Origin of the sequence: Actinoplanes nipponensis, assembly GCF_016862275.1 — a bacterium.
GTDB classification, from domain to species: Bacteria; Actinomycetota; Actinomycetes; order Mycobacteriales; family Micromonosporaceae; genus Actinoplanes; species Actinoplanes nipponensis.
Genome location: NZ_BOMQ01000069.1, coordinates 15,604 through 40,111 on the forward strand (window position 1 = coordinate 15,604; position 24,508 = coordinate 40,111).

Sequence of the window (24,508 nt, forward strand, 5' to 3'; positions counted from 1 at the left end):
ATCGAGCACGCGCGAGCGTACCCACCGGCAGCCACGGTGGCCGACCACCGGCCTTCGGCAGCGGCGCCACCGCTGCATCGATCCGGGAGAGTTTCCTAGGACCGGCCGCCGAGCCGCAGCACCCGGGCCACGACACCCGGCCGCAGCAGCTCGCTCGGGGGCGCGAGCAGCTGCTGCACCCGCAGGTAAACGTCGGTCAGCTCGGGCGACCGGTGCGTGGCGATCGCCAGCCGCCGGGCGTACCAGTTCGACACGGCGACCCCGTGCGGCCGCGGCCCGGTCGTCTGCGGATAGGCGAAGTCGTTGCCGACCGCGAACCGCCACGGCACGGCGATCACCGCGGCGGCCGCCCGGTAGTAGTCGCGGGCGGCGGCCGCTGTGGCGCCGCCGTGCCGGTCCAGGGTCCGGCCGAGCGCGCCCGCCGCCATCGCGGCGACCGTCATGCCCTGCCCGTAGATCGGGTTGAAGCTGCACACGGCGTCGCCGAGGGCCAGGAAGCCGGCCGGGTGCCGGTCCAGCTCCTCGAAGAGCCGGCGGCGGCTGGCCGGGAAGCGGATCGCGACCGGGTCGCCGAGCGGCTCGGCCTCGGCGATCAGCCGCGCCACGATCGGGTCGGGCAGGCTCCTCGCGTACGCCTCGAAGCCCGCCGCGTCGGTGGGCACCGCGCCGACGTGCCAGCCGCCGAGCGACACCAGCCAGCGGTCGTCCTCGATCGGCAGCACCAGCCCGGACCGCTGCTCCCGGGGCGCGTCGGGCAGCACGAAGGCCGCCTGCCAGCCCTCCAGCCGGCCCGGCTCCCGCCGGTAGAGCCGGGTGGCGTAGGCGACGCCGATCTTGACCTCGAGCCGGCGGGGCGCCGGCAGGCCGAGGTCGCCGAGCCACCGGTCGGACCGGTGGCCACGGCCGGAACAGTCCACGACCAGCTCGGCGGCGACGGTCTCGCCGGTGTCGAGCAGCACGCCGGTGACCGCCGCGGCGGTGCCGGTCAGCGCGGTGACCGCCACCCCGTCGCGGAACGTCACGTTCGGGTCGGCGGCGACCCGGTCGCGCAGGACCGCCTCCAGCCGCGGCCGGCTCACCGAGGTGATGTCGTGTCCGACCGGCGCCCGTTCGCGGCGGCGGCCGAACCGGTAGTTGCACAGCCCGGAGCCCAGGTCGATGCGGGTGGCGCCGATCTCGGCCAGCGCGGCGTCCAGGCCGGGGAACAGCTCGCCCAGCTCGCGCAGCCCGGAGGCCAGCAGGATGTGCCCGTGCACGCCCTGCGGCACCCCGGGTCGTGGCTCGCCGTCCGCCGGCCGGGTGTCCCGGTCCACCACCATGACCCGCGCGTACCGCCGGCTCAGCACGCGCGCCGCGGCGAGCCCGCCGATGCCGCCCCCGATGACCACCGCCGAGCTGTCCATCGTGGAAGCCTAGAGCAGCGGCCCGACCGCGTCCTCGATCTCCGCGCGCAACGCCCGGCCGGCGACGACCGCGCGGCACTGCTCGATGACCGGGGCCAGGAAGACGTCCGGGCCGGGCTCGCCGGCGCAGTCCCGCACCGCCGCTACCGCCGCGCGCCCGGCCGGCGAGGGGGTCAGCGGCGCCCGCAGCTGGATGCCGCGGACCCCGGCCAGCAGCTCGACGGCGAGCAGGCTGGTCAGGTTGTCCAGGACCGTGCGCAGCTTCTTGGCCGCCGCCCAGCCCATCGACACGTGGTCCTCCTGCATGCCGCTGGTGGGCAGCGAGTCCACCGACGCGGGCGCGGCCAGCCGCCGGTTCTCCGCGACGATCCCGGCCGCCGTGTACTGGGCGATCATGAGGCCCGAGTTGACACCGGCGTCCGGGGCCAGGAACGGCGGCAACGCCCGGTTGCGGGTCACGTCCAGCAGCCGGTCCACCCGGCGCTCGGCGATCGCGCCGACCTCGGCGGCGGCGATGGCCAGGAAGTCGGCGGCGAAACCGAGCGGCGCGCCGTGGAAGTTGCCGGTGGACTCCACCCGGCCGTCGGCCAGCACGACCGGGTTGTCGACCACCGAGCGCAGCTCGCGCCCGGCGGTGGTCCGGACGAACTCGAGGGTGTCCCGGGCCGCGCCGGCGACCTGCGGCGCGCACCGCATCGAGTACGCGTCCTGCACGGCGTGGGCCAGGTCGTCGCGGTGCGAGTCCATGATCGCCGAGTGCTGGAGCAGCCGGTGGATGTTCGCCGCCGAGTCCGACTGGCCCGGGTGCGGGCGGATCGCGTGCAGCTCCGGCAGGAACGGCCGTTCCGAGCCGAGCATCGCCTCGATCGCCAGCGCCGCCGTCACGTCGGCCATCGCGAACAGGTGCCGCGCGTCCTCGACGGCCAGCAGCAGCATGCCCAGCATGCCGTCGGTGCCGTTGATCAGCGCCAGGCCCTCCTTGGCGGCCAGCGCCAGCGGCTGCAGGCCGGAGCCGTGCAGCGCGTCGGCCGCGGCCATCCGGGCGCCGTCCTTGCCCAGCACCCAGCCCTCGCCCAGCAGCACCAGCGCGCAGTGGGCCAGCGGCGCGAGGTCACCGGAGGCGCCCAGCGAGCCGTGCTCGGGCACCCACGGGGTGATGTCGTGGTTGAGCAGGTCGACCAGCCCCTGCGCGAGCACCGGCCGTACCCCGGACAGGCCCAGGGCCAGCGACCGCACGCGCAGCAGCATCATCGCCCGCACCACCTCGCGCGGCATCGGGGCGCCGATGCCGGCGGCGTGCGAGCGGATCAGCGCGTGTTGCAGCTCGGCGCGGCGTTCCGGGGCGATGGACGTGTTCGCCAGCGCGCCGAAGCCGGTGGAGACGCCGTAGACGGGACGGCCGGACGCCTCGATGGTGTCCACGATGGCCCTGCTGCGGGCCATGGCGGCGACGGTGGCCTCGGACAGCTCGACGCGGGCGTCGTGCCGGGCGACGGCGAGGACGTCGGCGGGGGTGATGCCGGTGGGTTCGACGGTAACGGTCATCGGGGCACTCCGTTGTGCAGCACTGTGCTGATCAGGGGGACACCCGGCCGGTAGGCCAGGTGCAGGAACGAGGGGGCGTCGAGGACGGCCAGGTCGGCCCGCGCGCCGGGGCGCAGCACGCCCACGTCGTCGCGGCGCAGGGCCCGGGCCCCGCCCGCGGTCGCGGCCCAGAGGGCCTCGGCGGGCGTCATGCGCATTTCCCGTACGGCCAGGGCCAGGCAGAACGGCATGGACGAGGTGTACGAGGACCCGGGGTTGCAGTCGGTCGCCAGCGCCACGGTCACCCCGGCGTCGAGCAGCCGCCGCGCGTCCGGGTACGGCGACCGGGTGGAGAACTCGGCCCCGGGCAGCAACGTCGCCACGGTGTCCGACCCGGCCAGCGCCGCCACGTCCGCGTCGCCGAGATGGGTGCAGTGGTCGGCGCTGGCGGCGCCCAGCTCGACCGCCAGCCGCACGCCCGGCCCGGGGGCGAGCTGGTTGGCGTGCACCCGCAGCCCCAGCCCCGCCTTCGCCCCGGCGGTCAGGATCTCCCGGGTCTGGTCGCCGTCGAAGGCGCCCCGGTCGCAGAACACGTCGATCCACCGGGCGTGCGGCGCGGCGGCCGCGAGCATCGGCCCACCGACCAGCGCCACGTAGCCGTCGGGGTCGTCGCGGTACTCGGCCGGGACGACGTGCGCGCCGAGGAACGTGGTCTCCTCGGTCAGCTGCCGGGCGATCCGCAGGCTGCGGGCCTCCTGCGCGACGCTCAGGCCGTACCCGCTCTTGATCTCGATGGTCGTGGTGCCCTGCCGCCGGGCCTCGGCGACCAGCCGGCCGGCCGCGGCCAGCAGCTCCTCGTCGCTCGCGGCCCGGGTCGCGGCGACCGTGGTGCGGATGCCGCCGCCGGTGTAGGGCTCGCCGTTCATCCGGGCCGCGAACTCCGCGGCCCGGTCGCCGGCGAAGACCAGGTGGGCGTGGCTGTCCACGAAGCCGGGGATGACCGCGGCGCCGCCGACGTCGAGGCGCTCGTCGGCGTCGGGCGCCCCGCCCATCGGGCCCACCCAGGCGATCCGGTCGCCGTCGACCACGACCGCCGCGCCGGTCAGCACGCCCAGCCCGGGGTCGTGGGTGGTCAGCTCCCCGATGCCGGTGATGAGCAGACTCATGCGCGGCCACCTCCGGCTCGGGCGGCGCGGGCGGTCGCCGGGCGGCGGGTGCGGCCGGTCATGCCAGGGCCGCCCGGAGCGCGGCCGGGACGTCGAAGGCGGTGTGCCGGCCACCGTCCACGATCAGCCGGCCGTCGGCCAGCACGTGGGTGACGTCGGCGGCGGTCGCGGCGAAGATCGCGCCCGCCGGATCGACCCCGGCGGTGCGCACGCTGTCCAGCGCGACGGCGACCAGGTCGGCGCGGTTGCCGGCGGCGATCGATCCGGCGTCGTCCCAGCCCAGCGACGCGTGACCGGTCACGGTGGCGGCGGCCACGAGCTCGGCGGCGGCGAAGTGGCCGCGCCGCTCGGTGGCGAGCCGCTCGTCCAGCTCGACGCCGCGGGCCTCCTCGAAGAGGTCGATGACCGCGTGGCTGTCGCTGCCCAGGGTGAGCCGGGCGCCCGCGCCGGCCAGCGCCCGGGCCGGGCCGATGCCGTCGGCCAGGTCGCGCTCGGTGGTCGGGCACAGGCAGACGTACTGCCCGCCGAGGATGGCGAGGTCGGGCGGGGACAGGTGGGTGGCGTGCACCGCGGTCGTGAGCGGCCGCCAGACGCCCAGGCTGTCGAGCAGCTCGGCCGGGGAGCAGCCGTGCACCTGCCGGCACTGCTCGTTCTCGGCGCGCTGCTCCGACAGGTGGACGTGCACCGGCAACCCGTCGGTACGCTGCGCGAACGTCGCCATCCCGGGCACCGGCGCCGCCCGGACCGAGTGCAGGGCCGCGCCGATCCGCACGCCCGCCGTCGCGCGCAGCTCATTGTGGCGCGCCGCCCAGCCGTCGTAGTCGCCGTCGCCGAACCGCCGCTGCACACCCTCCAGCGGCTTGCCGTCCACACCGGACGTCAGGTAGACCGTGTCCAGCAGCGTGATCCGGATGCCGGCGTCGCGCGCGGCCGCGATCAGGGCGTGGCCCATCGCGTTCGGGTCGGCGTAGGGCGTGCCGTCCGGGCCGTGGTGCAGGTAGTGGAACTCGCCCACGCAGGTGATCCCGGCCAGGGCCATCTCGCCGTAGATGGCCCGGGCCAGGGCGAAGTAGCTGTCCGGGTCGAGCCGGCCGGCCACCGCGTACATCAGCTCGCGCCAGGTCCAGAAGCTGCCGCGATCGCCGTGCGTGCGGCCGCGCAGCGCCCGGTGGAACGCGTGCGAGTGCGCGTTGGCCAGCCCGGGCAGCACGAGCCCGGGCAGCCGGGTCCCGGCCGGCGCGCTGCCCGGGGTCACCGCGGTGAAGCGCCCGCCGGCCACGTCGATGCGCACGTCGCGCGCGACGGCCCCGTCGACCCAGGCGTACTCCGCGAAGTAGCTCACGCCGACAGCTCCCGGAGCACCGTCGCGAGGGCATCCACGCCGGCCGTGCAGTCGGCGTCGGTGGCGTGCTCGGCGGGGGAGTGGGAGATGCCGGTGGGGTTGCGGACGAACAGCATCGCGGTCGGCACGTGCGCGGACAGCACGCCGGCGTCGTGGCCGGCGCCGGTCGGCAGGATCGGCGCGGCGCCGAGCAACGTGGACAGACGGGACGCCAGCGCGGTGTCGAACGCGACCTCGGGGGAGGCCGATTCCGGTTCGACGCTGACCTGCGTACCGTCCTCGGCGGCCCGGTCGACCGCCCGCTTGACGATGGTCTCCACCAGCCGGTCCATGGTCGCGGCGTCCGCCGCGCGGGCGTCCAGCCAGCCCCGCACCAGCGAAGGGATCGCGTTGGTGGCGTTGGGCTGCACCGAGACCCGGGCGATCGTGGCCAGCGCCCCGGCCAGCCGGGCCTCGGTGTTGGCCGTCAGCACCGTGTACGCGAACGTCAGCATCGGGTCGTGCCGGTCGGCCATCCGGGTCGTGCCCGCGTGGTCCCCGTCGCCGGTGAAGTCCAGCCGCCAGCGCCCGTGCGGCCAGATCGCGCTGGCCACCCCGACCGGCGCCGCCAGCGCCCGGCCCTGCTCGATGTGCAGCTCGACGACCGCGCCGACCCGGCTCGCCAGCGCCGGCAGCGCCCCGGCCGGCCGCGCGCCCAGCGCCTCGCCGAAGCTCACCCCGTCGGTGTCGCACAGCGCGGCCGCGGTGTCCGGGTCGATGGCGCCGGTCAGCAGCCGGGACCCGAGGCACGGCACGCCGAAACGCCCACCCTCCTCCTCCACGAACGCGGCCACCGCGATCGGCCGCGCCGGGGTGACCCCGGCCGCCCGGAGCCGGTCCACGGCGAGGAACGCGCTGACGATGCCCAGCGGGCCGTCGTACCCGCCGCCGTGCGGCACCGAGTCGAAGTGCGAGCCGGTCAGCACCGTGCCCGGGCCCCACTGCCGGCCCCACCACGCGAACAGGTTGCCGTTGCCGTCGTCGGTGACCATCATGTCGCGGCGGTCGGCCTGGTTGCGGAACCAGTCGCGCAGCACGAGCTCGGGGGCGCTGAGGGCGTACCGGAGATAGCCGCCGCCCGGGTCGCGGCCGATGGGCGCGATCTCGGCCCAGAGCCGCGCGAAGGCCGCGCTCACGCCTTCTCCCGCATGGGGATGTGCACCGACGCCGCGGCGTCGCTGTCGTAGCCGGCGTCCACGTGCCGGATGACGCCCATGCCGGGGTCGTTGGTGAGCACCCGCTCGATCTTCTGCCCGGCCAGGGCGGTGCCGTCGGCCACGCAGACCTGCCCGGCGTGGATGGACCGGCCGATGCCGACCCCGCCGCCGTGGTGGATGGACACCCAGCTGGCCCCGCTCGCCGTGTTGATCATCGCGTTCAGCAGCGGCCAGTCGGCGATCGCGTCCGAGCCGTCCAGCATCGCCTCGGTCTCCCGGTACGGCGAGGCCACCGAGCCCGCGTCCAGGTGGTCGCGGCCGATGACCAGCGGGGCGGACACCTCGCCGCGCGCCACCATGTCGTTGAACCGCACCCCGGCCTTGTCCCGTTCGCCGTAGCCGAGCCAGCAGATCCGCGCCGGCAGCCCCTGGAAGGCGACCCGCTCGCCGGCCAGCCGGATCCACCGGGCCAGCGGGTCGTTGTCCGGGAACAGCTCCAGCACGGCCCGGTCGGTGGCGGCGATGTCGGCCGGGTCGCCGGAGAGCGCCGCCCAGCGGAACGGCCCCTTGCCCTCGGCGAACAGCGGCCGGATGTACGCCGGCACGAACCCGGGGAACGCGAAGGCGCGCTCGTACCCGCCGAGCTTCGCCTCGCCGCGGATGGAGTTGCCGTAGTCGAACACCTCGGCGCCCGCGTCGAGGAAGCCGACCATCGCCTCGACGTGCCGGGCCATGCTCTCCCGGGCCCGGTCGGTGAACTCCTCGGGCTTGGCGGCGGCGTAGTCGGCGACCTCCGCCGGCGCGACCCCGGCGGGCACGTAGCTCAGCGGGTCGTGCGCGCTGGTCTGGTCGGTGACGATGTCGATGGCCACGCCCCGGCGCAGCAGCTCGGGGAACACCTCCGCGGCGTTGCCGACGACCCCGATGCTGACCGCGGCCCGGTCCCGCCTGGCCGCCTCGGCCCGCCGGACCGCGTCGTCGAGATCCGCCGCCACGAGGTCCAGGTAGCGGTCCTTGACCCGGCGGCGCAGCCGCGACTCGTCGACGTCCACGATCAGGCAGACCCCGCCGTTCATGGTGACGGCGAGCGGCTGCGCGCCGCCCATGCCGCCGCAGCCGGCGGTCAGCGTGACGGTGCCGGCGAGGTCGCCGCCGAACCGCTTGGCCGCCACGGCCGCGAACGTCTCGTACGTGCCCTGCAGGATGCCCTGGGTGCCGATGTAGATCCACGAGCCGGCGGTCATCTGGCCGTACATGGTCAGGCCCAGCTGCTCCAGCCGGCGGAACTCCGGCCAGGTCGCCCAGTCGCCGACCAGGTTGGAGTTGGCCAGCAGCACCCGCGGCGCCCATTCGTGGGTGCGGAACACCCCCACCGGCTTGCCCGACTGCACCAGCAGCGTCTCGTCGTCGGCCAGCACGTCCAGCTCCCGGACGATCGCGTGCAGCGACGGCCAGTTCCGGGCGGCGCGCCCGGTGCCGCCGTAGACCACCAGGTCGTCGGGGCGCTCGGCCACGTCGGGGTCGAGGTTGTTGAGCAACATCCGCTTGGCGGCCTCCTGCGGCCACCCCTTGGCGGTACGGGCGGTGCCACGTGGCGCTCGGACTGACATCGAAGGCTCCTTCACGCTTCAAAGATGTGGCGGCGGGCGGCGGTGGCCTCGAACTCCTCCAGGCGGCGCTGGGCCTGCTCCGGCGCCGCGTCGCACATCGCCTGGAGTAGCACCATGGCCATCGCCATCGGCCCGGTGTGCAGGTCGAACACGAGCTGGGTGCCGACCGGCGCGGGCAGCACCACGTCGGCGTGCGCGGCGACCGGGCTGACCGCGGAGTCGGTGAGCGCCACCACGGCCAGGCCGGCCGCGGTGACCTCGCGGATCACCTCCAGCGTCTCCCGCGGGTACCGCGGCAGCACGATCGCCAGCATGGCGGTCGCGCCGGCGGCGCGGGCCTGATCGAGGCGATCCAGCAGCATGGTGCCGCCGTCGTCGAGCACCCGGACGTCCGGATGCACCTTGGCCGCGAAGTACCCGAAGTACGAGGCCAGCGGCCCGGCGGCGCGCAGGCCGAGCACGGGCAGCGGCCGGCTGGCGGCGAGCAGCCGCGCGCCCTGCCGGACCCCGTCGAGGCTGCCGAGCTGGTCCGCCAGCCGTTCCAGGTGCGACGTCTCGGCCCGCAGGGCCCGCTGCACCGGGTTGTCGCCGCTGTCGGCCGGAACGGCGCCGACCCCGACCAGGGAGCGCAGCTCGCGGCGCAGGGCGGGATAGCCGGCGTAGCCCAGGGCCATGGCGAACCGGGTGACGCTGGGCTGGCTCACCCCGGCCAGCTCGGCGACCTCGGCGGCGGAGAGGTAGGCGGCCGAGGGCGCGTGCTGGACCAGGCTGTGCGCGATCCGGCGCTGGGTGGGCGTCAGGCGGGCGCCCTGGAAGAGATCCAGCACCCGCTCCGCCGTCCTGGCCGCTCCGTCATTCACTCCAGCAGAGTATGCATAGAAACTTTCAGAGCGCTAGTCCCTGGCCCGGTGCTGGTCGTCGAGAACCCGGCCGAGGATGCGCGCGCCCTCCGGGAACCGGCCCGGATCCGGCCCCGCGTAGTTGAGCCGGACGTACGGCCCGGTCGGCTCGGCCGGGAACCACTCGGTGCCGGGCGCGACTATCAGCCCGGCCGCCTCGCAGTCCCGGGTGAGACGGCCCAGGTCCGTGCCGTCGGGCAGCCGTACCCACAGGTTCAGCCCGCCCGCCGGCACGTGCTCGAGGTCCGCGCGCGGGGCGTGTTCCCGAAGGGCGGCGACCAGCAGGTCGCGGCGGGCGCCCAACTGCCGGCGCAGCCCGCGCAGGTGGGTCTGCCAGGCCGGCTGGGTCACGATGTCCAGGGCCGCGGCCTGCAGCAGCCCGCTGACGTACATCGACTCGGCGCCGCGGTCGGCCAGGATCCGGTCCCGGGCCGGGCCGCGGGCGATGACCGCGGCGACCCGGACGGCCGGGGACACGCTCTTGGTGAGCGAGCGCAGGTAGACGACGTGGCCGGCGTCGTCGCGGGCGGCCACCGGCAGCGGCCCGCCGGTGATGGCGAAGTCGTGCGCCCAGTCGTCCTCGACCAGGAACGCGCCGTGCCCGCGGACCACCTCCAGCACCCGGTCGTGCCGGCTCACCGGCCACTGCGCGCCGGTGGGATTGGCGTAGTTGGGCTGCGCGTAGAACAACCGGGCGGCGGTCTCCGCGAAAGCCCGGGCGAGATCGTCCGGGTCCGGCCCGGCCGGGCCGCTCGGCACCGGTACGACCCGGACGCCGGCCTGCCGCGCGGCGAGGATCGCCCCCCAGTACGTCGGCGACTCCATCAGCAGCGGCTGCCCCGTCCCGGCCAGGGCGCGGAACACCGAGCTGAGCCCGCTCTGGCTGCCCGGCAGCACGATCACGTCGCTCGCCCGGGGCGGCGTCACGCCGGCCGGGGTCACCGCGCCCAGCTCCCGGGCGAACCACGACTGCAGCTCCGGCAGTCCCGCCACCGGCGACCGGGCGACCGCGGCGTCGGCGCGCGCGGCCCGGGTCACGGCGGCCCGCACCAGGCGCTCCGGCAGCAACTCGCGGTCGGGATAGCCGGAATGCAGGGCGATGACGTCGTCCGGGGCGCCGCGCAGCGGCGTGGACACCGGCACGACGGGGAACTGCGGCGACCGCAGCGCGGAGGTCTGCCAGCCGTAGTCGGCCGGCCGCACGGCCCGGGCCACCCGGACGAACGTGCCGGCGCCCGGGCGGCTCTCCACCAGCCCCGCGCCGCTCAGCCGGCGCAGGGCGCGCTGCACCGTCACCGGGCTCACCCGGTACCGGGCGACCAGCTCCCGCGTGGACGGCAGCCGGGCGCCCGGCGCCGCGGTGCCGATCCAGGCGCGGAGATCGTCGACGATGCGCGAACTGCTACCGTCATCCATGAGAGAGCAGAGTAGCGCTACCGTGATTGTCGGCACGCCGCTATCGGGGCTGGCCTGGGGACTGCTCGGGGTCGCGGCGTTCTCGTTCACCGTCCCGCTCACCCGGGTCGCCGTGGGCGGACTGTCGCCGCTGTTCATCGGCTGCGGCCGCGCGGTGGTCGCGGCCGGACTCGCCGCTGTGGCCCTGACCGCCACCCGGCAACGCCCACCCCGCGGCCGGCAGTGGGCGCGCCTGGCCGCGACCGGCGCCGGCATCGTGATCGGCTTCCCCCTGCTCACCTCGTACGCCCTCACCACCACCCCGGCCGGCCACAGCGCCGTCGTCATCGCGGTCCTGCCGGCCGCCACCGCCGCGCTGGCCGTCCTCCGCGGACACGAACGCCCCCCGCGCGCGTTCTGGGCCGCCGCCGGCCTCGGCGCCACCGCCGCGGTGATCTTCGCCTGCGCCCGGGGCGACGGCGCGATCCGGCCCCACCGGGCCGACCTGCTACTGCTCGCCGCGGTGCTCGCCGCCGCCGCCGGATACGCCGAGGGCGGCCTGCTCGCCCGCGAACTCGGCGCCTGGCAGACCGTTTCCTGGGCGCTGGTGCTGTGCTCCCCGCCGATGGTGCTGCTCACCGTGCTGTCGATCCACCGGCAGAGCCCGCACGCGACGCCGGCGCAGTGGACGGCGTTCGGCTACCTGGCGGCGGTGAGCATGTTCCTCGCCTTCTTCGCCTGGTACCACGGCCTGGCCGTCGGGCCGATGGCCCGGGTGAGCCAGGTGCAGCTCGTCCAGCCCGTGCTGAGCCTCGCCTGGGCCGGGCTGCTGCTCGGCGAACACCTCGGCGCCACCACCATCGCCGGGGGCCTGGTGGTCGTGCTCTGCGCCGCCGCGGCCGTCCGGGTCCGGCTCGGCGGGGGAGGCTGAACCGGCCGGACATGCCTACGCTGGGCCGATGCGGATCAGCGCGCTGCACACGTACCCGGTCAAAGGTGGTCACCGCCTGGACCACGACGCGGCGCGGGTCGAGCCGTGGGGTCTCGCCGGCGACCGCCGCTGGATGATCGTCGACCCCGACGGGGTCGGCATCACCCAGCGCCAGGCCCCCGCCCTCACCGGCCTGCACGCCGTCCCCCGGCCCGGCGGCCTGCGGCTCAACGGCTTCGACGTGGCCGAACCCACCGACGGCCCGAAGGCGACCCTGCGGGTCTTCTCCGCCAAACCGCCGCTGACCGCCCGGCTCGCCCCCGCCGCGACGGCGTTCATCTCCGACTTCCTGGACCGCCCGGCCCGGCTCGCCTGGCTCGCCGACACCACCGTGCGCCCCATCGAGACCCACGCCCGGCCCGGCGACCGGGTCAGCTTCGCCGACGGCTACCCGCTGCTGCTCACCACCACGGCCTCGCTCGACGCCGTCAACGACTGGCTGTGCGAAGCCGGCGACGAACCCGTGCCGATGACCCGCTTCCGCCCCAACGTCGTCCTCACCGGCACCCCGCCCTGGGCCGAGGACGGCTGGCTCGGCGGCCGCCTCCGCCTCGGCGACGTCACCTTCCGGGCCGCCAAGTCGTGCAGCCGCTGCGTGGTGACCACCGTCGACCAGGAGACCGGCGAGGTCGGCCGGCAACCGCTGCGCGCCCTCGGCCGGCACCGCCGGTACGACGACGGCCTGCTCTTCGGCATCAACCTCATCCCCGACCTGGCCCCCGGCGACACCGGAGTCCTCCACGTGGGGGAGTCTTCCTTAGCTCTGCCTTAGAGGAGTTGCCCGCAGCCACCGGGGCCGCGAAGGATGCGACACCGTGACTGCTCATCGCCTCCTCGCCCCCCGCTGGCTCGCCACGGGCGGCGCCGTGCTGCTCGCCGGCGTCCTCGGCGCCGCCCTGCTGCTGCAGAACGGCGGATCCGCGTGCGCGGCACCGCCGAGCAGCGCCAAGCACACGGGCAAGGCGACGTTCTACGACCTCGCCGGAACCCAGGGCAACTGCTCGACCAGACCCCCCGCCGACGACCTGTACGTCGCCCTCGGCAAGAGCGAATACTCCGGCGCCCGGGCCTGCGGCAGCTACCTCGACGTCACCGGCCCCAAGGGCAAGGTCCGCGTCAAGGTCTTCGACTCCTGCCCCGAATGCCCGGCCGGGCACCTGGACCTGAGCCGCACCGCGTTCAAGAAGATCGGCCAGGAGATCGACGGCATCATCCCGATCACCTACAAGACCGTGCCCAACGCCCCCGCGCCGGGCCCGCTGAGCATCACCTTCGTCGAGGGCACCTCGCAGTACTACTGGGCGGTGAGCATCGACAACCACTCCAACGCGATCAGGTCGGTGTCGGCCAAGGGCCCGGGCGGCACCTTCAAGGCGGCCGCGCTCCAGGACTACAACGTCTGGATCATCGACGGGCAGATGGGCAGCGGCCCGTTCCAGATCAAGATGACCGACATCTACGGCAAGACCATCACGGCCAAGAACATCAAGCTCAAGCCCCAACAGAAGCAGACCACCTCGGTACGCTTCGCCACCGGCACGACGACCTCCACCGTGGCGGCCCCCCAGCTGGCCAAGAAGAAGTCCTCGCCGTCCCCCTCGCCGTCGAAGAAGAAGGCCGCCCCGTCGCCGAGCGCCTCCTCGGCCGCGCCGCCGCCCACCACGACGGAGGCCACCCCGGATCAGCCGTCCGCGGACGTGGCGCTGGCCGCCGCCGAACCAGCCGTCGAGGCGGCCTCCTGCGGCTGAGGCAGATCCAGCCACATGAACAGCTCGTCCCGGTCATCACCCGGGCCGATCCGCAACGCGCCCGGAACCCGGCCCACCTCCCGGAAGCCGAGCCCCCGATAGAACCGGTCGAGCCCGTGCCCGTCCCGCACGGTGACCTGCAAGCCGGCCAACCCCAGCCGGGTGGCGACGGCGGCGGCCTCCCGCATCAGGGCGCCGCCGTAGCCACGGCCCTGGCTGGCCGGATCCACCATGACCCGCTTGAGGACCCGCCAGTGCGCCTTGAGCGGGAACCGGTTGTCGGCCAGGAACAACACGGCCACCACCCGGCCGTCGTCGACGCCGACGAGCAGCCGGTCCGGCCCGGCGGCGACCCCGGCGAGGGCGGCCTCGGCCACGGGGCGCACCTGATCGCGGGTGACCGGCGCGACGAAGCCGACGGCGCCGCCGGCGTTGGTGACGTCGGTCCAGAGGGCGACGATGTCGGCCCGGAGGGCGTCGGTCAACGGCGGATCGAGGACGAACGAGAGCGACATGCGGTCATCCTCGCGCCCGTCGATCCGGCAGGACCGACGGGCGACCGGGATGGTGCGCGGCACCACACGGGTGCGGAAGGCGGGATTCGAACCCGCACGCTCTTACGAGCACTGGGACCTAAACCCAGCGCGGCTGCCGTTACGCCACTTCCGCCCGATTTGCCCCCTGCCAATCGTCGTAGTGGAGTCTAGACGGTGAGGTGGTTTTCGCCATTCCCGGCCGCGGCCGACCGGGCCTCTCTGCTGCCCAGTCCGGCGCGAGCCAGGACATTGCCGACGGTGCGCACCGGGACGGTGATCGGATCGGGTTGCCGGCGTCCGAGTTCCGTCACGATCTCTCGCGGTCCCCAGTCCGGCCGGGCCAGCGCCAGTCTCACCACGGCCTGGCGGATGGCCGGCGGGACCGGAGGCCGGCGCTGCGCTCCGACGGAGCCGCGCTCCGCCAGGCGGCGCCGCATCCGATACACCGTGATCTTGGTGCATCCCATCAGCCGAGCCGCCTGACCCGAGGAGATCTCGCGGCGGCCGACCCGGGCAAGGATGTCGAGGATTTGCTCCTCGGCCAAGGGTTCGTGGGGCGAGCCGTCCCGGGTGAGGTTGCCCTGGTCGTCCACCCGTACCAGGGCGTGCGGGTTTTGCCGGCTCTGGCGTCCGGCGAACGTCGGCGTCTGGCTGTGGCAGTTCGGGCACAGGAAACGCACGTTGTGGGCTCGGCAGTCCCACGGGCGACCATCGATGTGGTCGACGTGCAGAACGAGCGGACGTCCGTTGTAGTCGTCGCCGATTCCGCATGCGGCGCACCGGTAGGGGCGCCCTGTCTCCAGGAGCGCCCGCCGCAACCGCATGGGCTTTTCCCTGCTCTGCGCGGGCGAACGAAGGACCAGCACCTCGTCGGCCGGCTGCCGGGCCGGATGGGGCACGCCGCGGAAATGCGCCTGTCCGAGGAAGTGCGACGTGTCGAGCCCGAACTTGTCGATCCGTCTGCGCAGGTGCGCGTGCGCGCCGCCGTTCTGCGGCAGGCCGAGCCGGCGCAGCACGCCGGCCATGGAGGTCGAGGCCGCGACCGCCTCGCTCAACATCTCGCGGGTGTACTTGACGTAAGGCATGGTTGCGATGTCCTACCCATCCGATCCGCATCGGTGACAGAGGTAGGTGGCCTGGGTGGTGCTCGATGGACTGCGGTCGGCTGAGTGACGGCCACGGCGCCGGCTCGCACCGTGGACCGGGGGTGACACCCGACCACTTGTCGTACGTAAACCCTACCAGCGCCTCCCCGCACCCGCCAAGGCCGATCCCCGCACGCACGGCACGGCGGCCGCCTCGCGGATCGAGCCGCATGACGGCCGCCGTGGGAAGGCGGTCCCCGTGGGGATCAGTAGCGGAACATCGCCAGGCTCTGCTTGAGGTCGTGGGCGACCCGGGACAGCTCGTCCGCGGCCGCGGCCGTGTTCGAGGCCGCCGTCGTGGTCTCCGCGGCGGCCTCGGCCACCTCGGCCACGTTGGAGGAGATCTCGGTCGAGCCGGCGGCCACCTCGCCCACGTTGCGGCCCATCTCGTTGGTGGTGGCCGTCTGTTCCTCGACCGCCGCCGCGATCGCCGTCTGGGTCGCGTTGATCTGGTCGATGACCGCGCCGATCTCGGCGATCGCGGCGACCGCCGCCGTCGAGTCGTTCTGGATGGCGCCGACCCGGGTGCGGATGTCCTCGGTGGCCCGGGCGGTCTCCTGGGCCAGTTCCTTGACCTCGCCGGCCACGACCGCGAAGCCCTTGCCCATCTCGCCGGCGCGGGCCGCCTCGATGGTCGCGTTGAGCGCCAGCAGGTTGGTCTGCTCGGCGATCCCGGTGATGATCTTGATGACCGAGACGATCTCGGCCGAGGACTCGCCCAGTTTGCGCAGGATGGCGCCGGCCTCGCCGGAGATCCGGACCGCGCGCCCGGCCACCTCGGCCGCGCTGGAGGTGCTGCGGGCGATCTCGGTGATCGAGCTGCCGATCTCGTCGGCGCCGGCGGCGACCGTCGCGATGTTGGTGCTGATCTCCTCCGACGCGCTGGACACGGCGTGCGCCCGGCCGGCCGAGCGGGCCGCGGACGCGTTCATCCGGCCGGCCACCCCGGTGAGGTCCTCGGACGCCGTGGCCAGGGTGGTGACGTTGGTGCCGATGTCGCGCAGGGCCGCGGTGAGCCGGTCCAGGGCGGTGTTGAGCGCCTCGCCCATCCGGCCCACCTCGTCGCGGCCCCGGACCTGCAGGCGCTGGTCCAGCCGGCCCTCGGCGAGCGCCTCGAGCACCTTGACGGTCTGGCCCAGCGGGCGGGCGATGGCCCGGCTGACCACCACGGCGATGACGAGGGCGAAGGCCACCGCGCCGGTGATCAGCGACAGGATGAGGATGCGGGCCGTGGTGGCGTTGCTGCGGGCAGCGGCCATCTGGCGCTGGGCGGCCTTGTCCTCGATGCCCGCGAGGTTGTTCAGCGCCACGGTGATCTTGCTGGTGAGCGGGTCGATGTAGTTGTTCTGCACGCCCAGGTAGGTGCTCAGGCTGTTGGCCGTGGCCGCCGGCACGAGCTGCTGGTCGCGGATCTTGCGGTATTCGGCCAGGCCGGCGGTGAAGGCGCCGCGGTCGTTCTGGGTGCCGGCGGCCGGGGTCGCGGCGTACGCGGCCCAGGTGGTGTCGATGTCGCTGTCCAGCCGCTTGATCGCCATCTGCACGTTGCTGACGTCGGCCAGCGGCGAGCGCAGGATCAGCTTGGCCGACAGCGAGGTGGCCTGCTGGACGTCGGCGCGGACCTCGCCGAGCCGGTCGATGGCCTGGACGTTGCGCTCGTACATGGTCTCCAGCCGGCCGTTCGAGCCGTGCAGCTGGGCCAGGCCGGTCAGCCCGACCGCGATCACGAGCAGGCTCAGGACGCCGAAGGACGCGAACAGCTTGTGGGACACCTGCAGGTTCCGCAGCATGCCGCCCTGGCCCTTCTCGCCGGAGGAGGGCCGGGTGCGGGCGCGGCGGGTCTGGTCGGCTGGCGTCATCTGCGGACTCCGGGGGCTGGATTGCGGGTGCCGCTCTATTCGGCACCGGCCCTCAGGATCCGCGAATTTCGCCGGGAAAGTCAGTCGATGCCGAGATCCCGCCGCAGCTTGGCGACGTGGCCGGTGGCCTTGACGTTGTAGAAGGCGTGCGCGATCGCGCCGTTCTCGTCGATGACGAACGTGGACCGGATGACGCCGGTGACCGTCTTGCCGTACATCTGCTTCTCGCCGAAGGCCCCGTACGCGCTCAGCACGCTCCGGTCCTGGTCGCTGACCAGCGGGAAGGTGATCGCGTCGCGGTCGCGGAACTTGGCCAGCTTGGCCGGGGCGTCCGGGGAGATGCCGACGACCTCGTAGCCGGCCGCCTGCAGCGAGCCCAGCGAGTCGCGGAAGTCGCAGGCCTGCTTGGTGCAGCCGGGCGTCATGGCGGCCGGGTACACGTACAGGATGACCTTGCGGCCGCGGAGGTCCTTCAGCGTCAGGGTGTCGCCGTTGTCGGTGGGCAGGGTGAACTCGGGGGCCGGGTCACCAGCGGTGAGGCGCTCAGTCATGCTCCGAAGATATCGGGGCCGCCCGCAGCCGCAGCACGCCCGTCACCGCCATGGCCAGTCCGGCGCCGATCGCCACCAGCACGGCCAGGCGGGCCACCCAGGACGGGCCCGGGAACGAGACGACGGCCTGGCCGAAGACGCCCGCGTCGGCGAGGCCGCCGAAGACCGCCAGGACCGCGCCGGCCAGCGCCAGCAGGAACGGGGGCCGTCCGCGCAGGGTCAGCCCGCCGGCCACCACGGCCAGCGCCGCCGCCACGATCGCCGGGGCCTGCCCGGCCACGCCGAGGCTGAGCCGCGTCACCGCGTACCCCAGGGTGATCGTGCCGGCGACCAGCGCGACCGGCCCGAGCGAGCGGGGGCCGCGCCGGCCCAGGGCCGTCAGGCCGGCGCCCAGCGCGAGCGCGCCCGCCCACCACAGCCCGGCCGGGGGCGGCGGCTCCCAGGTGAGCGTGCCGCGCACCTCCAGCGTGCGCACCCCCTGGCGCAGCGGGACCACCCAGTCGCGCAGCTGGTGACTGCGGGACGGGTCGGCCCGCGCCGGCGGCGGCAGGCCGTCGCCGAGCCAACGGGTGCGCTGGTCGTGCCAGCGCACGGTGGTGTCGGTGGAGACGCGGCGCCACTGCGGGGCGGCGGTGGGGGAGGCGCCCGCGGGCGCCGGGGTGTCGCCGTCGAGGGTCCGGTTCGTGTACGTGGCCGGCGAGTTCACGTTCTCGTACGTGCCGTCCGTGCGCACCTCCAGGTACGGCTCGCCCTGATAGCCGAGCACCTCGACGGTACGGCCGGTCCGGTTGACCAGTTCCAGCCGCGCGCCCGCCTCGACGGCCCGGACGCGCAGCCCCGGCTCGGCCGGGCTCACCCCGGTCACCTCGGTGCGGTACGCGGTCGCGTCCGGCGCCTCGCCGCCGTGGGCGGAGGCCGGGCCGGCCGGGCCGAGCAGCGCGCCGGCCAGCACGGCGACGACCAGGGCGGTACGCCTCACGCGCCGGCCGATGCCACCGCGGCCGTCAGCGCTTCTGCCGTCGGGCTCGGCAGCGCCTTGCCGGCGACCAGCACGGTCGGGGTGCTGTTGACGCCGCGCGCGGCCGCGGTGTCGGTCACCTTGGTGGCCCACGCCTTGTACGTGCCCTTGTGGATCGCGTCGGCGAAGGCCGCGTCGGTGAGGCCGACCGACTTGCCCAGCTCGATCAGCTTGGCGTCGTCGAGGCCGGCGGAGCCCTCCTCGGGCTGGTTGGCGAACAGCACCTTGTGGTACTCGGCGAACTTGCCGCCCTGGGCGGCCGCGGCCGAGGCGGCGGCCGACCGGGTCGAGTACTCGGTGCTGGAGGCGCGGTCCAGGATCGCGATCGGGTGGTACTGCACCGTCACCTTGTTCGCGGCGACGAGCTGGTCGATGGTGGCCGTCGCGCCGGACTCGAAGCGCCCGCAGGCGGGGCAGATGAAGTCCTCGTAGACGTCGATCTTCACCGGGCCGGTGCCGACCGCGAACGCCGTACCCTCGTCGACCGCGACGCTCGGCGTGGTCAGGCCCGCGGTCTTCACGGTCTCCTGGTTGGTCGCCATGCCCCAGCCGATCAGGCCGACGATGATCAGGAGGGCCACGACGCCCAGGCTGGTCCAGAGGGTGACCCGGCGGCGCCGCTCCTTCGCCAGTTGCTCCTGGACGACCCGCTTGGCCTTGGCCCGGTCCCGGTTGTTCTTGCCGCTCACTGTTCCCCCATCAGGACGCCATCGATCGAGTATCGGGTCCGCGGCCGCCACAGCAGGATCCCGGCGAGCAGCAGGAAACCGGCGTCGCGGACGAGGTCCCAGGTGTACTGCGGGCTCTGCCCCGCGGCCAGGTCACCGCCCGTGCTGAAGCAGCCGCAGTCGATCTGCAGGCCGCGGACCCAGGCCGAGACGATGCCGGCGATGAAGATCACCAGCAGGCCGGCGGAGATGCCGGCGCTGAGCCGCACCGCGAGCCCGGCCAGCAGCAGCAGGCCGAGGGCGATCTCCAGGAACGGCTGGGCCGCCCCGATCGCCTTGGCCACCTCGTACGGGAAGAGCCGGTAGGCGTTCACCGCCCGGCCCGACGCGGCCAGGTCACCGACCTTGAGGCCGCCGGCGACCAGCCATACGATGGCCAGGGCGAGCCGCGCCGCCGTGGAGATCCACACCTGGCCGGTCGTCATGCGGGCGGACAGCCCCGTCTCCATGCTCACGCCCCCTTAGTCGGCGCTCGCCGCCGCCGGGTTCCGTCTTACCGCCTGGAGATTTGCTGTGTGATGGGCCGAAGGTCCCGAAACGTCATACCGCTTGCGCGGCCGTGACGGCGGTCACAAGGTCTTCCCGGGCCCGGGCCACCCGCGACCGGATCGTGCCGACCGGGACGTCCTCGATCTCGGCCGCCTCCGCGTACGACATGCCGAGCACCTGGGTGAGCACGAACGCGCTGCGCCGCTCCTCGCCGAGCCGGCTCAGCAGATCGGCCGCGCCGAGCCGGTGCGCGGGATCGGACTGCCGCGGCCCGTCGGTCCAGGCCTGCGCGGCCAGCCGGGCGTCCAGCCGGCGCCGGCGCACCACGGCGCGCAGGTGGTCGGCGCAGGTGCGCCGGGCGATGCCGAGCAGCCAGGTGCGGACCGTGGCGCGACCCTCGAAGCCGGGCAGCGCCTTAAAGGCGCGCAGGTAGGTCTCCTGGGTGAGGTCATCCGCGGCGCCGGGGTCGACCAGCGCGGCGGCGAACCGCCACACCTCGGCCTGGGTGCCACGCACGAGCGCGGCCTGCGCCTCCGCGTCGCCGGCCCGGGCGGCGAGGGCGAGCGCGGTGAGGGGATCGGCCGCTGTCACAACCGCAGATGGTACGCGGAGCCGAAATTGTCGGGGGTCCGGGGAACTATGGCCACCGTGCCGACGACCACCTCCTGTCCTCGCGTTTCCGCCCCGCACCGCCCCGCGCCGCGACCTTGGTGCGGAGCCCCGCCGAGCCATCGGGGAGCATTGCCCGCATGACCGTTGATCGACCCGGTGCATCCGATCGCCTCCAGCGGCCCCCGGCGCGGCGCGAGCGACCCCCGCAGGCACGGCGGCTGCTCGCGGCGGCGGCCGGGCTGCTGGTCGGGTTGTTCTGCGTGCTGCTCGGCCCGGCCGGCCCGGCCAGCGCGCACGCCGCCCTGGTGGCCAGCGACCCGGCCGGCGGCACGATCGTCCCGGACGCCCCCAACAAGGTCACCCTCACCTTCAGCGAGTCCGTCCAGCTCATCACCGGCAAGATCCAGGTGCTCGCGCCGGACGGCAGCCGCGCGGACCAGGGCGACCCGCAGGCCGCCGGCGGCTCGGTGGTCATCCCGCTGCGCTCCGGCGGCGGCCGCGGCACCTATCTGGTCAGCTACCGCGTCGTCTCGGCCGACAGCCACCCCGTCGCCGGCAGCCTCACCTTCTCGGTGGGCGCCGCCTCCACGCCGCCGACCGAGACCGCCGGCGCCGATTCGGTCGACCCGGTGGTCCGGGCGCTGATCCCGGTGGGCAAATACCTGGGGTACGCCGGCCTGGTGCTGCTGGTCGGCCCGGTGCTGGTGCTGGCCCTGCTCTGGCCGCACCGGCTGTCCCGGCGGGGGCCGTCGCGGCTGGTGTGGACCGGCGTCGGGCTGGTGCTCGGCAGCACGCTGCTGGCCCTGTGGTTGCAGGCGCCGTACACGACCGGCTCCGGGCTGTTCGGGGTCTCCGGCGACGACCTGCGCGACGTGCTCGGCAGCACGTTCGGCGCGGTCATGCTGGTCCGGCTCGGGGTCGTGGTGGCGGCCGGCTTCCTGCTGCGCCCGCTGCTGCGCGGCGACGGCGGCGAGTCGAAGGTCGACCTGGCGCTGCTCGGCGTCCTGGGCGTGGCGGCGCTGGCCACCTGGCCGCTCACCGGGCACCCGACGGCGTCCCCGGTGGCCGGGGTCTCGGTGGTCGTCGACGCCATCCACCTCGCCGCCATGGCGGTCTGGCTCGGCGGCCTGGTCATGCTGGCCGGGTTCCTGCTGCGCCGGGCCAACGAGCGCGAGCTGGGCGCGATCCTGCCCATCTGGTCGCGCTGGGCGGCGACCGCGGTGGCCGCGCTGGTCCTCGCCGGCACGGTGCAGGCGCTGATCGAGGTCGCCTCGGTCAAGGGGCTCTACGACAACACGTACGGCCGGCTGATCCTGGTCAAGATCGGGCTGGCCGCGCTGGTGATCGCCATGGCGGCGTTCTCCCGGCGGCTGGTCCGCAGCCACGCCGCCGAGACCGGCCCGGGACGCCTGCGCCGCATCGTGCTGGCGGAGCTGGCGGTCACCGCGGTGGTGCTGGGCGTGACGGCGGCGCTGGTGCAGATCCCGCCGCCGCGCACGGCCAGCGCGGCGGAGAGCGCCGGGACGTCGACGACGATCTCGCAGACGATCACCGACAAGTCGGTGTCGCTGCAGGTGGACGTGTTCCCGGCGACCGTGGGCAACAATTCGCTGCACCTGTACGCGTACACGCCGGACAACAAGCCGCTGCCGGTGGTGGAGTGGACGGCCACCGCGGCGCTGCCGGCCAAGGGGATCGAGCCGATCGAGGTGCCGCTGCTGCGGATCACCGACTTCCACGCCATCGGCGACATCGCGCTGCCGGCCGCGGGGGACTGGACGTTGAAGTTCACCGTACGCACCAGCGACATCGACCAGTCGACCCTGACGATGACCGCCAAGATCTCCTGACCCACGCCGTACCCGACGGCCCGGTCCGCACCCGCGGACCGGGCCATCGTCATACCTCTCGGGGCCTAAGTAACTGTTTATCCAATTTGGTGTTATTTCCGTCTGTATGGTCTGCGCAGTACCACCGAGAAGGGGGAGATCGAGATGCGGGTGTTCCGCACGATCCTCGGCATGCTGTTGCTGACAGCCGGACTGCCGACGCTGCTGGTGGGGGGCGCATTCTGGGCCGCCATGCAGCACCGGGACCCGGGCGGCGCCTTCACCGGCGACCTGCAACGGGTGGCCACATCGGGCTACGCGCTGGTGGTCGACGACGTCGACCGGCTGCTGCGCGACGACGCCCCGTTCGTCCGCGTCGGCGACACCCGCCTGCGGCTGACCGCGGAGTCCGGCGGCGCGCCGGCGTTCCTGGGCATCGCCCCGGCCGCCGACGTCGAGCGCTACCTGGCCGACGTCCCGCTGGTCGCGGTCTCCTCGATCGACCTCGGCACGGGCGCGCTGCCGGTGACCGGCAACCTGCGCCCGGGCACCGTCGCGCCCGAGCAGCTGCCGGGCCGGCAGGGCTTCTGGCTGAAGTCGGGCACGGGCACCCTCGCCTGGAACCCGAGCGAGCTGCGCGACACGCGGTACAGCCTGGTGGTGATGAACCCGGCGGGGCAGCCCGGCGTCCGCCTGGAGAGCACGGCGAGCGTCCTGCCCGGCTGGCTGAACCAGGCGACCTGGGCCCTGCTGATCCTGGGCAGCCTGCTGGTGATGATCGGCATGATCGTGCTGGGCTGGCCGTCGCGGCGCCGCGAGGTCGTCTACGTGGTGGAACCGAGCCAGGTCCCGGACCTGATGCAGGCGATCGGCGCCCCGCTGCCCCTGAGCCGCACCGGCGGCGGGCGGCACGCGGGCACCCACCGCCCGCGCACCCTGGCCGACTCGCAGCCGCGCTCCCGGCCGGCGGCGCTGACCTGGCCGCCCTCCTCGTCGTCCAACTCGTCCTCGTCGTCTTCCTCGTCCTCCCCGGGGACGCCGCACGCGGGTCACGGCTCGGCGATCCCGATGCCGGCCACCCCGGTCTCCGGCGCCGCCGCCGCGACGATGACGGCGCCGGCCCCTGCTCAGGCGGGTGCGCCGTCCGCCGATCTCGCGGCCGCCGGTGCGCCGGCTCCTTCCGGCCTGCCCGGATCGTCGGCTTCGGGCTCTGAGCCTTCGGGTGTCGACGCCTCGCCGCCCGCGACCGCGCCGGGCGAGCCGCTGAACCTCATCGCGAACCGCCCCGCACCCGGCTCGGTGAGCGACCCGTCGCCGCTGCACGACCCGCTGTTCGGCCGGCCGGCCGACCGTCAGGGCCGGCGCCGCACCGTGCAACAGGCGGCCGACCTGCCGATCTTCGAGGCGTCGGCGGTGGGCGCCTGGGTCGCGGAGACCGCGGCGGCCCGGGCCCGCGCCCGGGAGACCGAGGCCCGCGCGGCGGCGGCGATCAACGCCGCCCGCAAGCCGACGGCCAACTCGGAGACGCCGAACACGCCGACGACCCCGGTCCGGGAAACGCCGGCGGGGAGCGGTGCCGCGGCAACTTCTCAGGCGTCCCCGGCGGCTACCTCCGCGGGGCCCGGAGAGCGGGCTGGATCCGCCGCGTCGGCGCCCGCGGCTGCCGAGGCTTCGGAGCCGGGCAAGGCGAAGGCCCTGGCGGGCGAGGCCGTGCCGGCTCCTTCGGCGGCCGGATCGGTGGCTGATGCCAGTCGGTCGGGGTCGGAGAAGACGGTGGCCGGTGCGGCGGTTGACGCCAGTCGGTCGGGGTCGGAGAAGGCGGCGGTCGGTGCGGCGGTTGATGCCAGTCGGTCGGGGTCGGAGAAGGCTGCGGTCGATGCCTCCCGGGCGTCGTCGCGGGAGACGGTTGTGGGGTCGGCTGGTGCCGGCGACAAGCCTGCCGAGACGGCGGCGACCGGTAGCGCGACATCCCAGGCGAGTGCCGCCGGCGCTGCCGCGATGAGCGCCACCGCTGCAGGCGCGGCTGCTGCGCGTGCCGCCGCGTCCGTCCCGGGCAGGTCCGGGGCGAAGCCGGCTGCCGCTTCCGTCGAGGCCGCCTCCGTCGAAGCGGCCGAGCCGAAGGCCGCCGCAGGTGGGGCCGGCCCGGCTGCGGGTCCCGGCGTGCGGGCTCCGGGCGGCTCGGCCGGCACGAGTGCCACAGGGGGTGCCTCGTCGCGCGCGGCGGCCGGTGACGCCTCGCAGCACGCCGGCGCTGCGGGTGAGTACGACGGACCCGAACCGGTCGGGCCGGCGAAGGCCGCGCGGCCGGCGGACGCGGCGCCGCGGAACGCCCTGTTCGGAGGCTCTACGGCTCCTGGCTGGGCGGCCACGGGTCTGACCCGGGCGGACTCGGCCCGGGTCGGCCTGCCGAAGAGTGGCGACTCCGCGCCCGCCGCGAGCCGCCGGGTGGACGACAAGCCGGCTGCCGGCC

General features: G+C 74.7%; 21 protein-coding genes and 1 tRNA gene. 5 read left to right on the plus strand and 17 right to left on the minus strand.

What is annotated here, in order from left to right:
* Positions 1–95 precede the first annotated feature (95 nt).
* Genes Ani05nite_RS29635 through Ani05nite_RS29670 form a run of 8 tightly spaced genes read right to left on the minus strand, consistent with a single transcriptional unit; the run spans position 96 to position 10,556 of the window.
* The gene (locus Ani05nite_RS29635) at positions 96–1,403 is read right to left on the minus strand and encodes an NAD(P)/FAD-dependent oxidoreductase (RefSeq protein WP_203773836.1); all 1,308 of its coding nucleotides are present in this window, start codon (positions 1,401–1,403) and stop codon (positions 96–98) included.
* Between the two features lie 9 nt (positions 1,404–1,412).
* Positions 1,413–2,948: a histidine ammonia-lyase gene (gene hutH, locus Ani05nite_RS29640; protein ID WP_203773838.1), complete on the minus strand. Its 1,536-nt coding sequence runs from the start codon at positions 2,946–2,948 to the stop codon at positions 1,413–1,415.
* On the minus strand, positions 2,945–4,093 hold the full coding sequence (gene hutI, locus Ani05nite_RS29645; protein ID WP_203773840.1) for an imidazolonepropionase: 1,149 nt from the start codon (positions 4,091–4,093) through the stop codon (positions 2,945–2,947). Before hutI ends, hutH begins: the two co-directional genes overlap by 4 nt.
* Positions 4,094–4,151: 58 nt before the next feature.
* Positions 4,152–5,435 carry a formimidoylglutamate deiminase gene (locus tag Ani05nite_RS29650; RefSeq protein WP_203773842.1) on the minus strand — a complete coding sequence of 428 codons (1,284 nt, stop codon included), beginning with the start codon at positions 5,433–5,435 and terminating at the stop codon, positions 4,152–4,154.
* Positions 5,432–6,610 carry an allantoate amidohydrolase gene (locus Ani05nite_RS29655; RefSeq protein ID WP_203773844.1) on the minus strand — a complete coding sequence of 393 codons (1,179 nt, stop codon included), beginning with the start codon at positions 6,608–6,610 and terminating at the stop codon, positions 5,432–5,434. The genes Ani05nite_RS29650 and Ani05nite_RS29655 overlap by 4 nt, the downstream gene beginning before the upstream one ends.
* Positions 6,607–8,241 (minus strand): urocanate hydratase, encoded by a 1,635-nt coding sequence (gene hutU, locus Ani05nite_RS29660; protein ID WP_203773846.1) that lies wholly within the window; start codon positions 8,239–8,241, stop codon positions 6,607–6,609. The genes Ani05nite_RS29655 and hutU overlap by 4 nt, the downstream gene beginning before the upstream one ends.
* Before the next feature lie 11 nt (positions 8,242–8,252).
* The gene (locus tag Ani05nite_RS29665; protein ID WP_203773848.1) at positions 8,253–9,101 is read right to left on the minus strand and encodes a MurR/RpiR family transcriptional regulator; all 849 of its coding nucleotides are present in this window, start codon (positions 9,099–9,101) and stop codon (positions 8,253–8,255) included.
* A 33-nt stretch (positions 9,102–9,134) separates the two neighbouring features.
* Entirely contained in the window at positions 9,135–10,556 is a 1,422-nt protein-coding gene (locus tag Ani05nite_RS29670) for an aminotransferase-like domain-containing protein (RefSeq protein WP_203773850.1), read from the minus strand.
* A gap of 22 nt (positions 10,557–10,578) precedes the next feature.
* Between Ani05nite_RS29670 and Ani05nite_RS29675 the strand changes: the two genes are divergently transcribed.
* From Ani05nite_RS29675 to Ani05nite_RS29685, 3 genes are read left to right on the plus strand one after another with little or no spacing between them, the layout of a single operon-like run.
* Complete coding sequence (locus Ani05nite_RS29675) at positions 10,579–11,466, plus strand: DMT family transporter (RefSeq protein ID WP_203773852.1); 888 nt, start codon at positions 10,579–10,581, stop codon at positions 11,464–11,466.
* Positions 11,467–11,494: 28 nt separating this feature from the next.
* Entirely contained in the window at positions 11,495–12,298 is an 804-nt protein-coding gene (locus Ani05nite_RS29680; RefSeq protein WP_203773854.1) for an MOSC domain-containing protein, read from the plus strand.
* Between the two features lie 43 nt (positions 12,299–12,341).
* Complete coding sequence (locus Ani05nite_RS29685) at positions 12,342–13,274, plus strand: expansin EXLX1 family cellulose-binding protein (protein WP_239130744.1); 933 nt, start codon at positions 12,342–12,344, stop codon at positions 13,272–13,274.
* Here the strand turns inward: Ani05nite_RS29685 and Ani05nite_RS29690 are convergent.
* From Ani05nite_RS29690 to Ani05nite_RS29730, 9 genes are all read right to left on the minus strand, one after another.
* Positions 13,208–13,789, minus strand: a complete 582-nt coding sequence (locus Ani05nite_RS29690) for a GNAT family N-acetyltransferase (protein ID WP_203773856.1) — start codon at positions 13,787–13,789, stop codon at positions 13,208–13,210. The genes Ani05nite_RS29685 and Ani05nite_RS29690 overlap by 67 nt on opposite strands.
* Before the next feature lie 71 nt (positions 13,790–13,860).
* Positions 13,861–13,943 (minus strand) — tRNA-Leu (locus tag Ani05nite_RS29695).
* Positions 13,944–13,977: 34 nt separating this feature from the next.
* On the minus strand, positions 13,978–14,895 hold the full coding sequence (locus Ani05nite_RS29700; protein ID WP_203773858.1) for a helix-turn-helix domain-containing protein: 918 nt from the start codon (positions 14,893–14,895) through the stop codon (positions 13,978–13,980).
* 266 nt (positions 14,896–15,161) lie between these two features.
* On the minus strand, positions 15,162–16,811 hold the full coding sequence (locus Ani05nite_RS29705) for a methyl-accepting chemotaxis protein (RefSeq protein WP_203773860.1): 1,650 nt from the start codon (positions 16,809–16,811) through the stop codon (positions 15,162–15,164).
* A gap of 80 nt (positions 16,812–16,891) precedes the next feature.
* Complete coding sequence (gene bcp / locus Ani05nite_RS29710; RefSeq protein WP_203773862.1) at positions 16,892–17,362, minus strand: thioredoxin-dependent thiol peroxidase; 471 nt, start codon at positions 17,360–17,362, stop codon at positions 16,892–16,894.
* Positions 17,355–18,341 carry a hypothetical protein gene (locus Ani05nite_RS29715; RefSeq protein ID WP_239130746.1) on the minus strand — a complete coding sequence of 329 codons (987 nt, stop codon included), beginning with the start codon at positions 18,339–18,341 and terminating at the stop codon, positions 17,355–17,357. Before Ani05nite_RS29715 ends, bcp begins: the two co-directional genes overlap by 8 nt.
* Positions 18,338–19,069, minus strand: a complete 732-nt coding sequence (locus tag Ani05nite_RS29720) for a DsbA family protein (RefSeq protein ID WP_203773864.1) — start codon at positions 19,067–19,069, stop codon at positions 18,338–18,340. Before Ani05nite_RS29720 ends, Ani05nite_RS29715 begins: the two co-directional genes overlap by 4 nt.
* Positions 19,066–19,557 (minus strand): MauE/DoxX family redox-associated membrane protein, encoded by a 492-nt coding sequence (locus tag Ani05nite_RS29725; RefSeq protein ID WP_239130749.1) that lies wholly within the window; start codon positions 19,555–19,557, stop codon positions 19,066–19,068. Before Ani05nite_RS29725 ends, Ani05nite_RS29720 begins: the two co-directional genes overlap by 4 nt.
* Before the next feature lie 91 nt (positions 19,558–19,648).
* Complete coding sequence (locus tag Ani05nite_RS29730) at positions 19,649–20,188, minus strand: sigma-70 family RNA polymerase sigma factor (RefSeq protein ID WP_239130748.1); 540 nt, start codon at positions 20,186–20,188, stop codon at positions 19,649–19,651.
* Positions 20,189–20,346: 158 nt separating this feature from the next.
* Between Ani05nite_RS29730 and Ani05nite_RS29735 the strand changes: the two genes are divergently transcribed.
* Entirely contained in the window at positions 20,347–22,059 is a 1,713-nt protein-coding gene (locus Ani05nite_RS29735; RefSeq protein WP_203773868.1) for a copper resistance CopC/CopD family protein, read from the plus strand.
* 171 nt (positions 22,060–22,230) lie between these two features.
* A partial coding sequence (locus Ani05nite_RS29740; RefSeq protein ID WP_203773870.1) for a prolipoprotein diacylglyceryl transferase occupies positions 22,231–24,508 on the plus strand: 2,278 nt, incomplete at its 3' end.